Annotated in this window: 13 protein-coding genes and 1 other RNA gene; 11 read left to right on the top strand and 3 right to left on the bottom strand. The window is 38.5% G+C overall.

What is annotated here, in order from left to right:
* The first annotated feature begins 294 nt into the window (after nt 1-294).
* The 5 genes from secG (at nt 295) to ssrA (ending at nt 4,851) form a co-directional block, all read left to right on the top strand.
* Nucleotides 295-528: a preprotein translocase subunit SecG gene (secG, locus tag MKX78_RS20410; protein WP_095371911.1), complete on the top strand. Its 234-nt coding sequence runs from the start codon at nt 295-297 to the stop codon at nt 526-528.
* Between the two features lie 115 nt (nt 529-643).
* Nucleotides 644-1,390, top strand: a complete 747-nt coding sequence (locus MKX78_RS20405) for an alpha/beta hydrolase (protein ID WP_095371912.1) — start codon at nt 644-646, stop codon at nt 1,388-1,390.
* Nucleotides 1,391-1,467: 77 nt separating this feature from the next.
* Nucleotides 1,468-3,750 carry a ribonuclease R gene (rnr, locus tag MKX78_RS20400; RefSeq protein WP_445662675.1) on the top strand — a complete coding sequence of 761 codons (2,283 nt, stop codon included), beginning with the start codon at nt 1,468-1,470 and terminating at the stop codon, nt 3,748-3,750.
* 100 nt (nt 3,751-3,850) lie between these two features.
* Entirely contained in the window at nt 3,851-4,318 is a 468-nt protein-coding gene (gene smpB, locus MKX78_RS20395) for an SsrA-binding protein SmpB (RefSeq protein ID WP_095371914.1), read from the top strand.
* A 173-nt stretch (nt 4,319-4,491) separates the two neighbouring features.
* Nucleotides 4,492-4,851, top strand: a transfer-messenger RNA (tmRNA) gene (gene ssrA, locus MKX78_RS20390).
* 68 nt (nt 4,852-4,919) lie between these two features.
* On the opposite strand, the gene MKX78_RS20385 is transcribed toward ssrA, so the two are convergent.
* The 3 genes from MKX78_RS20385 to MKX78_RS20375 all read right to left on the bottom strand — a co-directional run bounded on the left by MKX78_RS20385 (nt 4,920) and on the right by MKX78_RS20375 (nt 6,314).
* The gene (locus tag MKX78_RS20385) at nt 4,920-5,336 is read right to left on the bottom strand and encodes a hypothetical protein (RefSeq protein WP_341052141.1); all 417 of its coding nucleotides are present in this window, start codon (nt 5,334-5,336) and stop codon (nt 4,920-4,922) included.
* Nucleotides 5,337-5,594: 258 nt separating this feature from the next.
* Nucleotides 5,595-5,996, bottom strand: coding sequence for an ArsI/CadI family heavy metal resistance metalloenzyme (locus MKX78_RS20380; RefSeq protein WP_095371916.1), 402 nt, complete (start codon nt 5,994-5,996; stop codon nt 5,595-5,597).
* Nucleotides 5,997-6,011: 15 nt separating this feature from the next.
* On the bottom strand, nt 6,012-6,314 hold the full coding sequence (locus MKX78_RS20375) for an ArsR/SmtB family transcription factor (RefSeq protein ID WP_095371917.1): 303 nt from the start codon (nt 6,312-6,314) through the stop codon (nt 6,012-6,014).
* A 186-nt stretch (nt 6,315-6,500) separates the two neighbouring features.
* Here MKX78_RS20375 and MKX78_RS20370 point away from each other — a divergent pair, with 186 nt between their 5' ends.
* The 6 genes from MKX78_RS20370 to MKX78_RS20345 all read left to right on the top strand — a co-directional run bounded on the left by MKX78_RS20370 (nt 6,501) and on the right by MKX78_RS20345 (nt 13,546).
* Entirely contained in the window at nt 6,501-6,836 is a 336-nt protein-coding gene (locus MKX78_RS20370) for an ArsR/SmtB family transcription factor (protein WP_307317773.1), read from the top strand.
* A 12-nt stretch (nt 6,837-6,848) separates the two neighbouring features.
* Nucleotides 6,849-8,150 (top strand): arsenic transporter, encoded by a 1,302-nt coding sequence (locus tag MKX78_RS20365; RefSeq protein WP_307317772.1) that lies wholly within the window; start codon nt 6,849-6,851, stop codon nt 8,148-8,150.
* A gap of 12 nt (nt 8,151-8,162) precedes the next feature.
* Nucleotides 8,163-8,585: an arsenate reductase (thioredoxin) gene (gene arsC / locus MKX78_RS20360; RefSeq protein ID WP_307317771.1), complete on the top strand. Its 423-nt coding sequence runs from the start codon at nt 8,163-8,165 to the stop codon at nt 8,583-8,585.
* A 161-nt stretch (nt 8,586-8,746) separates the two neighbouring features.
* The gene (locus MKX78_RS20355; RefSeq protein WP_322910459.1) at nt 8,747-10,648 is read left to right on the top strand and encodes a helix-turn-helix domain-containing protein; all 1,902 of its coding nucleotides are present in this window, start codon (nt 8,747-8,749) and stop codon (nt 10,646-10,648) included.
* A 268-nt stretch (nt 10,649-10,916) separates the two neighbouring features.
* Complete coding sequence (locus MKX78_RS20350; protein WP_095371923.1) at nt 10,917-13,088, top strand: acetate--CoA ligase family protein; 2,172 nt, start codon at nt 10,917-10,919, stop codon at nt 13,086-13,088.
* 8 nt (nt 13,089-13,096) lie between these two features.
* On the top strand, nt 13,097-13,546 hold the full coding sequence (locus MKX78_RS20345; RefSeq protein WP_095371924.1) for a MaoC family dehydratase N-terminal domain-containing protein: 450 nt from the start codon (nt 13,097-13,099) through the stop codon (nt 13,544-13,546).
* Nucleotides 13,547-13,565 lie beyond the last annotated feature (19 nt).

Raw genomic sequence — 13,565 nt, 5'->3', positions numbered from 1 at the left:
TGACTCATTTATCAAGGAATCACGTCAAATTTCTAAAACCACTTCTTTGTATACTACTTTGAAAAGAAAAATCAAAAATACAGAAATATATATAATAGAGTCTTTCCTAAAAAGCGGCTAATCACATCGTACAATAATGAGATTACCATTTTTGTTAATAATTTGTAGATGCGCAAATAGGCATGCGGGCATGAACTTGACATTTCATGATAGATTAACTTGTCTGTACATAGTAAATATGCTAAAATTTGAGTATTATTATTGTACGTAAATGGTTGATATGGAGGTGCCCACATGCATACACTTTTAATTACATTGCTAGTCATTGTGTCTATCGGTTTAATTGCCGTTGTTTTACTTCAATCAGGAAAAAGTGCAGGTCTTTCAGGTGCGATTTCTGGTGGAGCGGAGCAGCTTTTTGGTAAACAAAAAGCACGCGGCTTAGATTTGATTTTACATCGTTTGACGATTGTTTTAGCTGTTTTATTCTTTATTTTAACAATCGCAGTTTCTTATTTTGCTCTATAAATAGAGACGAACAATGCAATGCCTGGCCTCAACGAAAGGTCGGGTTTTTATTTTGCCTATTACAGGGAAAACTAATCATGTTAAACAAACGTTTGATTGAAAGGAAGTTTACATAATGAAAGTAGTTCAACCAAAACCATTCACATTTGGAGATGGTAAACGAGCAGTATTATTATTACATGGGTTTACTGGTAATACAGCAGATGTTCGCATGATGGCAAGATTCCTAGAAGGGAAAGGTTATACTTGTCATGCGCCATTATATAAAGGCCATGGCGTCCCGCCGGAAGAACTTGTCCATACGGGACCAGAAGATTGGTGGCAAGACGTCATGAATGGTTATCAACACCTAAAGGAAATGGGGCATGAAGAAATCGCGATTGCCGGCTTATCTCTTGGTGGGGTATTTTCCTTGAAATTAGGTTACACTGTACCTGTAAAGGGTATTATAACCATGTGTGCACCTATGCATATTAAATCTGAAGAAGTGATGTACGATAATGTCGTTGATTATGCCCGACAATATAAGAAGCTAGAAGGAAAATCACCCGAACAAATCGAAGAAGAAGTAGCTAAGTTTAAAGAAACACCAATGAACACATTAAAGGCATTACAAGCATTAATTGCAGATGTTCGTCATAATGTGGATATGATTTATTCTCCGACTTTTGTTGTGCAATCAAGAGAAGATCATATGATTAATACTGAAAGCGCGAATATTATATACAATGAAGTAGAAAATGATCAAAAACAGATTAAATGGTATGAAGAATCCGGTCATGTCATTACACTTGATAAGGAAAGAGATCAGCTGCATGAAGATGTGTATCAATTCTTAGAGCAGCTTGATTGGCAAGTGTAAGTTGGATCGAAGTTTGAGGAGTGTTGTCAATCGTGGATAACCACAAAAAAGAGCTGGTCGATAAACTATTAAATTATATGAAGGACGAGGCGTACAAGCCTCTAACAGTACAAGAAATGGAGGAGGCCTTTGGGATAGAAGACTCCACCCAATTTAAGGATTTTGTAAAGACTTTAGTCATTATGGAGGAACAAGGCTTAGTTGTGCGTACAAGGAGTAATCGCTATGGATTACCTGAAAAAATGAATCTTGTGCGCGGGAAATTATCTGGTCATGCCAAAGGATTTGCCTTTGTTATTCCAGATGAACCAGGACTCGATGATTTATTTATCCCACCAAATGAAACAAATAATGCCATGCACGGTGATATTGTCTTAGCCCGTGTAGCAGCAGAAAGCGCTGGTCAAAGAAAAGAAGGAACCATCGTCCGCATTTTGGAACGTGGTGTGCAACAAATCGTTGGTGCATACACTGAGAGTAAGCATTTTGGCTTTGTTATTCCAGATGATAAAAAGTTTGCCAGTGATATCTTTATCCCAAAAGCTGCTTCTAAAGGGGCAGTAGAAGGACATAAAGTCGTTGTTCAGCTCACAACTTATCCTGAAGGAAGAAAGAGTGCGGAAGGTGAAGTAATGGAAATTCTGGGTCATAAAAACGATCCAGGTGTTGATATTCTTTCCATTATTCATAAACATGGTTTACCAATGGAATTCCCTGATGATGTGTTAAAGCAGGCAGAAGAAACGCCTGATGAGATCGATGAAAAAGAAATTGAAAACCGTCGTGACTTAAGAGGCGAAACGATTGTTACGATTGATGGTGCAGATGCGAAAGATTTAGATGATGCTGTTACTGTGACGCAGCTTGATAATGGTCATTATAAATTAGGTGTGCATATTGCTGATGTATCTTATTACGTAACTGAAGGATCACCAATTGATGTGGAAGCAGAGGAACGAGCAACAAGTGTGTACTTAGTCGATCGTGTAATACCGATGATTCCCCATCGCCTATCGAATGGGATTTGTTCATTGAATCCAAAAGTAGATCGTCTCACACTTTCATGTGAGATGGAAATTACGCCTGATGGTGAAGTCGTCAATCATGAGATTTTCCAAAGCGTCATTAAAACAACCGAAAGAATGACTTATTCGGATGTGAATAAAATTTTGGAAGACAATGATGAACAATTAATTGAGCGCTATGAGCCACTCGTACCAATGTTTAAGCGTATGGAGGAATTAGCTGCGATTCTCCGTAAGAAGCGTATGCATCGTGGTGCCATTGATTTTGACTTTAAAGAAGCGAAAGTGTTAGTGAATGAAGAGGGTGACCCAAAAGATGTCGTCATTCGCGAACGCTCAGTAGCAGAAAGACTCATTGAGGAATTTATGTTAGCTGCGAATGAAACGGTTGCCGAGCATTTTCATTGGATGGAAGTACCGTTCATCTACCGTATTCACGAAGATCCGAAAGAAGATAAGCTCAGAAGATTCTTTGAGTTTATTACAAACTTTGGATATATTGTGAAAGGAACAGCCAACGCTGTTCATCCGCGTGCATTACAGGATATTATAGAAGAAGTACAGGGGACACCAGAGGAAATGGTGATCTCCACAATGATGCTTCGTTCCATGCAACAAGCGAAGTACGATCCAGAAAGCTTGGGTCACTTCGGACTATCAACAGAGTTTTATACACACTTCACCTCGCCAATTCGTCGATATCCAGATACGATTGTTCACCGTCTCATTCGTACGTATTTGATCGAAGGTAAGATAGACGATCGCACCCAAGAAAAATGGAATGCGATGTTACCTGAAATCGCGGATCATGCTTCTGAAATGGAGCGCAGAGCAGTCGATGCCGAACGTGAAACCGATGAATTGAAAAAAGCAGAATACATGCTTGATAAAATTGGTGAAGAATATGATGGTATGATTAGCTCTGTTACGAATTTTGGGATGTTTGTCGAACTACCAAACACGATAGAAGGTTTAATCCATGTCAGCTATATGACCGATGATTATTATCGCTATGAAGAACGACAAATGGCAATGATCGGCGAACGTACAGGGAATGTATTCCGCATTGGGGATGAAATTACCGTTCGTGTCATTAATGTCAATAAAGATGAACGTGCGATCGACTTTGAGATTGTCGGAATGAAAGGCACGCCTAGAAGAGAACGCCGACAAGAAACAAAAGTGTTTAAAACAGGTAGTTCAGAAAGAAAGCCAAGGAAATCTGCTGCGCCAGAACGAGGTGAAAAATCTGGTAAGCCAGATGGTAAGAAGAAGAAAAAACGCAAATTCTATGAGAATGCACCGAAAGCAAAACGAAAAAAGAAACGTAAATAGTCTAATGGAGGAAGCCTTTTTTGTAAGGCTTTCTTCCTTCTTTCCTTTGTTTTTGCTAAAATAAATAAAACTGCTGTGATTTAAGGGAGATGAGAAAGAGATGCCAAAAGGTGCAGGGAAAACAATCGCCCAAAATAAAAAAGCCTATCATGATTATACTGTCGAAGAAACATATGAAGCGGGTATTGTTTTACAAGGAACTGAGATTAAATCCATTCGTAACGGACGTGTGAACCTAAAAGATGCCTATGCACGAATTGTTAATAATGAATTATTCATTATTGGTATGCATATTAGTCCTTACGAGCAAGGGAATATTCATAACCACGACCCATTAAGAACGAGAAAACTTTTACTACACCGGAAAGAAATTAACAAACTAATAGGTGAGTCAAAAGAAAGCGGCTATGCCCTTGTTCCATTAAAACTATATTTAAAAAATGGCTTCGCAAAGGTTTTAGTTGGATTAGCGAAGGGTAAAAAGAAATATGATAAGCGTGAAGACTTAAAACGAAAAGAAGCGAAACGAGAAGTTGAGCGTGCCTTCCGCGAAAGACAAAAAATGTAATATACCAAAAGCTTACAATTGATATTTCGTTTGTTTGTGCTATAATAGTAATTGTCACTTCAAATAGAAGTGCACAATCTTTGCTCAAAGTTTATCGAGCATTCCGTATGCTGCAACGACTCAGTTGCGCACCTAATACAGTTAGCAGCTTTAAAAAACTGCTACTATCCAATGGGGACGCTACGGATTCGACAGGGATAGTTTGAGCTTAGGTTGCGAGTCGAGGGGATCGTCCTCGTTAAAACGTCAAAGCCTATAACTGGCAAACAACAAAACAACTTCGCTTTAGCTGCCTAATAGGCCTTTAGCGGTTCCTCCCTCCATCGCCCATGTGGTAGGGTAAGGGACTCAAATTTAGTGGGCTACGCCGGATTCCACCGTCTGAGGATGAAGGAAGAGAACAACCAGACTAGCTGCCCGGACGCCCGTCGATAGGCATAAGGAGCAGCGAAACACGAATATATCGACTACACTCGTAGAAGCTTAAGTGCCAATATCTTTGGACGAGGGTTCGACTCCCTCCGTCTCCACCAAATACATATTTGGTGGTTTTTTATTTGGTTAAAACCAATAACATATAAAACCAAGCTATTCACAAAAATTAATAATCCTCGAATAGGTTAACATCAAACGTCTCTTTATTGCCATTCCATTCTATTTCGAATGTATGCATTTTATTTGGCGTAAACATGAATGTCCCATCCTCTCTTTTACTAAGCTGGTTATTATCATCAAGCGTTTCCCCACCGCCGCCGGTGCCAAATAGTGAAGAATGAAAATACCAATGGTCAACTAATACATTTTTGTCATCACCAGTATATTCTATTTTTATCTCATGCCTATAGTTATCCTGATGAATAGATGTATATTTAGAGGTAACAACCCAGTTTTGTCCTTCACCCCTAAAAGAATAAACTTCACTAGCAAATCTATAATTGTTTATATAGTTATAAATCAAAAAAGTAATGACACCTAGCAGAATTAATAAGGCAAATATTTTATAGTATCTTTTTTTCATTAGGGTTTACCCCTCCTTTTTCTCCTACTACACATCATATTATAATTGAAAATTAGGAATATTATGTACATAATAAGCAGGATTTGAGAGGCACTAAGAAGTACAGTATTGTTGTTAAGCAAACATATTAATACTAAAGGTAGTTATATTTCACTTTATGCTCCATGTGGAGGATTATAGTAAGTTAAAAACAAGGCACTGATTAGTATATATGTTTTTTAAATTACTTGTTATTTTAGGAAATGAAAGAAATATCCCTTAAATATCTACACAGCATCCCTCACTCTGAACTTCACTATCCGCCTTCGTATAAAAAAACTCCCACTCATTCCCATCTGGATCGGTGATCCAAAACTTGTCTTGCAGAGCGTAGCAGCAAGTGGTATCCCGTTCTTCACGTGCGAAGAATCCTTCTTGTTCTAATCGTTGTTTATGGTGATCGATTTCTTCTTGTGTTTCTACTTGGAAACCAAAGTGATTCACTTGATTACCGTTTACTTCGTCTTTAACATTAAGGGTAAAGTTGAGTCCAGGTTGTTCTAGTAAAAACTTACTGTAAGTGGGTTCGACCTTGATTGGAGAAACACCAAATACTTTTGAATAAAAGGCGATAGATGCTTCTAAATTGGTTACGTTAATGCCGATATGCACATATTTCATTTGAAATGCCTCCTTTTAATTGCAACAAGAATTACTTGATTTTCTAAAGATACAACAAAGTTCTTCTGATAAGAGATGGTTAACGGATTGCTCATTTAATTCATAGTAATTCCATTTTCCTTTTGTCTCTTTTGTAATTAAACCAGCATCGAGCAAAATCTTTAAATGATAGGATAATTTCGATTGCGGAAGAGAGAAAATCTCGGATAAATCACAAACGCATGTCTGTCCCCGTTGGCATAGCTCATACATAATTTCTAGTCTCTTTTGGTCGGCTAATGCTTTAAATTGTTTTTCATATTCAATGAATGGTTTCATGGTTTGCACTTCCTATCAAATTTTTTTGATGTGTTATCAGTATACTTTAACTATAATTGGAAAATCAAGAAATAAATCAAAAAAATTTGATGCGTTTTTTTCTAACAGGGATTGCTTAACTATAGATTTATCTATAAAATAGCATAAGGATATAAGCATTTACTTATACGATGAAGGAGTACCTTAATGAAAAGTACAATTGAGGAAGTTGCGCTTGTGTTAAAGCTGTTAGGCGATAAAACAAGGCTAAAGATGGTGAAGATTCTTGAATCAAGGGAATGCTGTGTTTGTGAGCTTGTTCATTTATTTGATATGAGCCAGCCAGCTATTAGTCAGCATTTACGTAAGTTACGTGATGTTGGTTTGATCTTTGAATCAAGAAGGGGTCAATGGGTTTATTACGGTTTAAATAGACAATATGAGAACTTTCCCTTCGTTTGTACTTTATTAAATCAGCTTCCAAGTCAACAGGGGCTACTTGAAAGTCTTGAAAAACAAGGTTTGCGCGTATTGTGTGATTAAGGAGGAATGGGTATGACAACGTCAGTGGTTTTGGCATCAGTGATTTTTTTAATCACACTTATTTTAGTCATCTGGCAACCTAAAGAGTTGTCTATTGGTTGGTCTGCCTGTGGTGGAGCGATATTGGCTTTACTAGTTGGTGTGGTAGATTTCCAAGATGTTTTGGATGTAACGTCGATTGTATGGAATGCAACGTTAACATTTATCGCTATTATTATTATTTCTTTAATTTTAGATGAGATCGGTTTCTTTGAATGGTCTGCCTTGCATATGGCGAGAGCGGCAAAAGGGCATGGTGTAAAAATGTTTGTCTACGTGATTTTGCTTGGAGCGATTGTATCTGCTCTGTTTGCGAATGATGGGGCTGCCTTGATTTTGACGCCGATTGTTCTTTCGATGGTAAGGAACTTGAATTTTAATGAGAAAATGGTCTTTCCGTTCATTATTGCAAGTGGTTTTATCGCTGATACAGCGTCATTACCCCTTGTGGTTAGTAATCTTGTTAATATTGTATCGGCCGATTTCTTTGGCATCGGATTTGTGGAATTTTTCACTGTCATGATTGTACCGAATTTATTTTCTGTTGCGGCAAGTATTTTGGTTCTCTATTTGTTTTTTAGAAAAAGCATACCCGGTCGTTATGATGGTACACAATTGCGGGAGCCACGTGTAGCGATAAAGGATCCACGATTATTCAAGTACTCATGGTGGATTTTGGCGATATTACTAGTTGGTTATTTTGCAAGTGAGTTTGTTGGTGTGCCTGTATCGATTATTGCTAGTATCATTGCTTTTATTTTTCTTATGATCTCTAGAAGAAGTGATGCAGTTGATGTGAAAACCGTTATGAAGGGGGCTCCGTGGAATATTGTTTTCTTCTCAGTCGGTATGTATGTTGTTGTGTATGGTTTGCGGAATGTTGGGCTAACGAGCTTGTTAACAGATGTTCTTCAATTGACCGTTGATCAAGGATTGTTTGCCGCAACAATGGGCATGGGCTTTATTGCCGCCATTTTGTCTTCGGTCATGAATAACATGCCGACAGTGATGATTGATGCGTTAGCCATTGCAGATACGAATGCAACAGGTATGATGAAAGATGCTTTGATTTATGCCAATGTCATCGGTTCTGACCTTGGACCAAAAATCACGCCAATTGGTTCACTTGCTACTTTATTATGGTTACATGTGTTATCGCGTAAAGGGGTGAAGATTTCTTGGGGTACCTACTTTAAAACAGGTATCATTCTAACGATTCCCACCTTATTTATCACCTTATTAGGTCTTTATATATGGTTATTAATTATTCATTAAAGGAGTGTTCATATGACGAAAAAAATCATTTATTTTCTTTGCACAGGGAATTCTTGCAGAAGTCAAATGGCTGAAGGTTGGGCAAAGCATTATTTAAACGAAGATTGGCAAGTCTATAGTGCAGGCATTGAAGCACATGGACTCAATCCAAAAGCTGTAGAAGCGATGAAAGAAGCAGGGATAGATATCTCACAGCAAACTTCGGATGTGATAAATACCGACATCTTAAATCAAGCGGATTTGGTTGTCACCTTATGTGGCGATGCTGCTGATAAATGTCCTATAACACCGAAAGAAGTGAAACGAGAACATTGGGGATTTGATGATCCTGCCAAAGCAATTGGCACGGAAGAGGAAAAGTGGCAAACGTTTACTCGTGTAAGAGATGAGATAGGCGAGCGGTTGAAGCGGTTTGCTGATGCTGGTGAAAAGTAGTCATACACCGTCATGGAAGTACCTCCATGGCGGGTATTTTTATTCTGAATAGTTAAAATATATAGTTAATTAAACTTTTGTTATGCTACACTTGTAATAAATAACGACCAACATTGTCTAAGTCACTCAATGAAATAAGGGTAGGAGGGAATAGACGGTTTATGACTAAAAAAGTTGTTCGTAGGAATGGGAAGCGTAATGAAGGCAAAGCTAGACAATTGACAAATGAAATTGATAATTTTTTAATTCTATGTATTTATGAACAGCAAAAAGAAGCAATTGCCAAACAAGAGTCGATTGAAAAAGAGAAGGCACCTATTTATTATATCTCAGGTGTCAAATCTTTTATGATTTGGGAAAAGGCATATCAAGAAAATCCGGCTGTTTTTAATTCGTTAAGACAAATCGCAAGAGATCGCTTTATTCATCAATTGGCAGATCATATCGTGCATTTTCTTATCGAGAAAAACAAAAATTATTCCTCCCTATTTACAATGGTTTTTTTAGATCATCAACTAAGGGGACTTGCCATTTCAGCAATTGAAAATAGGCTAAGGGCGGATACCTTTTTAAATGAGGAAGCTGCTTGGGAAGAGTTTTGTCAGTGGTTTCAGCGGGGAATCGCAGAGTGGGTATTAGATGTAATGGCTGACGAACTTGGGATGGAGCACCTCAGTCAACTAAAGAAAGCTGAATTAAATCAGCTCTTCTATCAATACCTGTCTAATTTTTTGCTGAACAGTAAAGAATTTCTTTCTATGTTCACGATAATCGTAAATGATTATGCTGATAAATGGATCAATCAACTTTTTAAATATAGTAAATGCACTGTACAGGAATTAGAAAAGGCTATCGCTCATGGAGTAGATTGGAGAAATTCATCTCTAGTCCCTTCTCAGAGAGAGAATATTTGTGTAATGAATAATGCCCCTTATCAAGCGGTACGAGAGGCGCTATATCAAGTTTTTCATTGGGATCAAGAGAAAGAAAGGTATTGTAGAAGAATCCAGAAAGGTCATGTGCAAGGCTTATTGATGATTAACGAGATAGTAGAAGATCAAAATGTAGATCGCTTTACGTTAACAGATTTGGATGTTGATGTACTCGATATGTTATGTGCCAACTTTCTTGCTATCGCCAAGCATCATGAAGATGTTATTACGATAGAGGTGGATGAACTGCTTCGGATGAGGGGCTTGTTACCTAAACGCGGTGGAGAAGGGAGACGCGGAGGGTATGAGCGGAGTCAACGTCTAAGAATTATGAAATCGCTTACAATCATAAAAAATCTTTGGATCGATATAGAGACTGTGGTATATCAAAAAGGAAAACCAGTCGAGAAAAGGTTAATGGGTAATGCTTTTGACGTGTATGACCAAAATGAATCACAGCAAGTGTTGAAATATAAAATGGGTCCTATATTTTCCCCATTTCTATATGGATCCGGTAGGCAGGTTATACATCTACCACTTAAAATATTGCAGTATGATCCTTACAGAAGGTCTTGGGAGAAGAGGTTAGGGAGATATATGCATTGGCGTTGGAGAGTCCAGGCAAAGAAGGGCGATTATTTAAAACCACATTATATTTCAACATTACTCGCAGCGATAGGTGAATCATTAAATATAAGATTGCCTTCAAGGACAAGAGAACGATTTGAGAGCGCGCTTGATACGCTACAAGAGGATGGTTTACTCTCTGCATGGTATTACGAAGCATGGGAAGAATCCATTGTGGATAGTAAAGGCTGGGGGAATACTTGGAAGCAAGCAAAGATTATTATTCAGCCACCTGAGGAAGTTGTTGAAAGGTATGCTCAATTGAAGAAAACGACTTTTGAAGTGAAAGTGAAAGACCATCAATCGTTAACAGATCACGTCCTTTTAGGTAAACGTGTAAGAGAAGTAAGAGTGACAAATGGCTTGTCGTTATCACAATTAGCGCAAGAAGTTGAGGTGTCACAAGCTTATATCAGTACGATAGAACGAGGAATTAAAGTCCCATCTAAACGGGTGGAAGGTAAGTTATTACGCTGGATAGAGATAATGGAAAAGAGGCAATGAGCACAAGTTGTGTGATCATTGTCTTTTTTTCGTGGTAATCCCTTGCCATTGTCGAGGTGATCTTGTGTCATAGTCGAGATGATATAGTACGTAAAAAAATAATTGTGAAAGTTTCTGCCTACGGTAAGTAAAGGTTTAGTTGATATTTACTTTTTTTTACTACCTAATAATTAAATGTTTAATGTTTTCTTTACGCCTGATCCATTAGCGTTCATTTTGTAAGCTATCGATAGAAAGAAATTGATTTTTATTTAGTGAGGTGAATGTAATGATAAATGAAAACGTTTCCGCAAAGGATGAGCTACATTCTTTTTTTTATCCGCAATCAGTAGCCGTGTTAGGTGCATCTGAAAACCCGAAGAAGCTTGGCAATATCCAGGTGAAGGCATTATTAGATGGGGGCTTTCAAGGAGATATTTTTCCTATTCATCCTACTTCAAATGCAATTCATGGAGTGAAGTGCTACTCATCCTTACAAGCGGTTTCACATGCAGTTGATTTAGTCATCTTTTGTTTAAGTGCTCACCAGATTCAGCAAGGGCTAGAGCAATGTGTAGAAAAGAAAGTGAAGGCAGCGATTATTTTTGCTTCAGGATTTTCTGAAACTGGAGAGTCGGGAGAAAAACAACAAAAACAAATAGCGGATTATGCAAAAAAGCATGGTCTCCGTTTACTTGGTCCAAATTGTGTCGGCCTTGTTAATACGCTGAATGGTCTGGTCGGTACATTTTCTCCTGCTGTTATGAGCTATCCTCTTAGTGAACAACGCGCAGTTGGGTATGTATCGCAAAGCGGCGCCTTTGGTGTGCTTACGTATATGGCTGCTGCCCAACATGGATTAACGTTCAATTATTTTGTGAGTGTTGGAAATGAAATGGATACCAGTTTTGAAGATGTAGTTGAGTATATGGTTCATGAAAAGCAAACGAAAGTGATCAGCGGTTATTTGGAAGGTGCGAAAAAACCTAAAAAATTAAGGGGATTGGCATACGAGGCGCTTGAAAAAGGGAAACCGATTATCGTTATGAAGGCAGGGCGAGGAACTGCAGGAAAAAGAGCAGCCGCTTCTCATACGGGTTCATTAGCCGGCTCGAACGATATTTATGACGCATTTTTTAAACAAACTGGCATGATTAGAGCCAATGATTATGATGAAATTATTTCATTCTCGAAATTATTCTTATCTGGCAAACTGCCAACAGGGAGAAATACCGTAATTATTACAAGCTCGGGTGGCAGAGGGATTAACGAAGCCGATCGTTGTGAAGCTAATGGCTTGTTGATTCCAAAATTAAATGAGGAAACTCAACGGAAAATCAAACAAGTGATTCCTTCCTTTGCTAGTGCAGCCAACCCAATTGATCTAACTGCAGCGGCTTCTGTATCGGCACCAGAGCTATTTACTGCGCCATTAAAAGCCTTAATGGAGGATCCGGATGTAGACAATATCATTCTTACAGAGTTCCCCTTATTTTGGGATGAAGAGACGAAGGAATTACAAGAATTTGTTGAGATGTGTAAAAACACGAATAAATTTGTGTTTGTAAGTACATTTCCGTTAGAAGGAATGAGTATACCTAAAGGGCAACAATATATGGTCGACCATGGTGTTCCAGTGATACCGGGTAACTTACAAGCGATATCTGCGCTCGCAAAGTTAGTCGAATATAGCGAAAAATATCGTGCGTATCAAAAAGAGAGTGTTCGAGAACGGGCATCTATTCAGAAGAAAGAGAACGTAGCGTATTTACTGCAAGAGAATCAAATTTTAAGCGAATGGGATGCAAGCAAAGTGCTACAGGCTTACGAAATTCCCACTACAAAAAAGAGCTTAGCAACTACCGTGGATGAAGCGGTTCAGCAAGCGAACAGTATTGGTTATCCTGTTGTATTAAAAATTGATTCAAAAGACATTTTGCATAAAACAGAAGCAGGTGGTATACGTCTTTCCTTGCAAAATGCAGAGCAAGTAAAGCAAGCATTCGATGACATTCTTCTGTCCGCTCACAAATATCATCCTGATGCCCACATTAATGGGGTGATGGTGCAGGAAATGGTGGCAAAGGGGACGGAAGTTATCGTTGGTGTGACGAGAGATGCCAGCTTTGGACCGGTGATTATGTTTGGTTTAGGCGGCATTTTTGTTGAAGTGTTCAAAGATATTGCTTTCCGGGTTGCACCGATCACAAGACAAGATGCGCTTGAAATGATAAATGAGATTAAAGGAAAAGCCATTTTCGACGGTGTACGAGGTGAAGAAGCGCTTGATGTAGAGGGCATTGTCGACATCTTACTGCGTGTATCCTCACTTGTACAAGATTATGACATTGAAGAGCTAGATTTAAATCCAATCATTGTGACTGAAAAGTGCGCAAAAGCGGTAGATGCACTAATTGTAACAAGCGCTGCACAAACAGAAAATATGCTCGCTAGGAGGTAGTGGTATCGATGCTCGATCAGACAATTATCGGTAAGACTGGGTCAACGTTCATGTTTGAAGTGGATAAAAGACATGTTAAACAATTTGCTCAAGCTATAGGTGATGACAATCCATTATATACGGAACCAACTTATGCTAATCAGAGTCCCTATAATGGGCTGATTGCGCCACCTACTTTTCCGGTGGTAGCAGGGGTAGAGGGTGAAGGAATAGAGCTAGATTTAGATAAAAAGAGAATGCTTCATGGTGAGCAGTCCTTTATTTATCATCGCCCACTAAAAGTAGGCGAGTCTCTTACTTGCCAAATAAAAGTAGCAGACCTTTATGAAAAAGAAGGAAAAAAAGGAAAGATGCAATTTATTATTCTGGATACCGAAATGAGAGACACAGAGGGGGATTTAGTGGTTACAAGTCGCATGAATATCATCTATACCCAGCCTCCAGTCCAGGCAGTATAACGATACGAGGAGGAATGAC

Source organism: Cytobacillus sp. FSL R5-0569 (assembly GCF_038007265.1).
Lineage (GTDB): Bacteria > Bacillota > Bacilli > Bacillales > Cytobacillaceae > Cytobacillus > Cytobacillus kochii.
This window is presented reverse-complemented; position numbering and strand designations above follow the sequence as displayed.

What these genes read in the sequence shown, in the direction of transcription:
- MKX78_RS20345 (WP_095371924.1), top strand. Translation starts at nt 13,097, where the DNA reads ATGCTCGATCAGACAATTATCGGTAAGACTGGGTCAACGTTCATGTTT.
- MKX78_RS20370 (WP_307317773.1), top strand. Translation starts at nt 6,501, where the DNA reads ATGAAAAGTACAATTGAGGAAGTTGCGCTTGTGTTAAAGCTGTTAGGC.
- rnr (WP_445662675.1), top strand. Translation starts at nt 1,468, where the DNA reads ATGAAGGACGAGGCGTACAAGCCTCTAACAGTACAAGAAATGGAGGAG.
- MKX78_RS20375 (WP_095371917.1), bottom strand. Translation starts at nt 6,314, where the DNA reads ATGAAACCATTCATTGAATATGAAAAACAATTTAAAGCATTAGCCGAC.
- MKX78_RS20385 (WP_341052141.1), bottom strand. Translation starts at nt 5,336, where the DNA reads ATGAAAAAAAGATACTATAAAATATTTGCCTTATTAATTCTGCTAGGT.
- MKX78_RS20365 (WP_307317772.1), top strand. Translation starts at nt 6,849, where the DNA reads ATGACAACGTCAGTGGTTTTGGCATCAGTGATTTTTTTAATCACACTT.
- MKX78_RS20355 (WP_322910459.1), top strand. Translation starts at nt 8,747, where the DNA reads ATGACTAAAAAAGTTGTTCGTAGGAATGGGAAGCGTAATGAAGGCAAA.
- MKX78_RS20380 (WP_095371916.1), bottom strand. Translation starts at nt 5,996, where the DNA reads ATGAAATATGTGCATATCGGCATTAACGTAACCAATTTAGAAGCATCT.
- secG (WP_095371911.1), top strand. Translation starts at nt 295, where the DNA reads ATGCATACACTTTTAATTACATTGCTAGTCATTGTGTCTATCGGTTTA.
- arsC (WP_307317771.1), top strand. Translation starts at nt 8,163, where the DNA reads ATGACGAAAAAAATCATTTATTTTCTTTGCACAGGGAATTCTTGCAGA.
- MKX78_RS20405 (WP_095371912.1), top strand. Translation starts at nt 644, where the DNA reads ATGAAAGTAGTTCAACCAAAACCATTCACATTTGGAGATGGTAAACGA.
- MKX78_RS20350 (WP_095371923.1), top strand. Translation starts at nt 10,917, where the DNA reads ATGATAAATGAAAACGTTTCCGCAAAGGATGAGCTACATTCTTTTTTT.
- smpB (WP_095371914.1), top strand. Translation starts at nt 3,851, where the DNA reads ATGCCAAAAGGTGCAGGGAAAACAATCGCCCAAAATAAAAAAGCCTAT.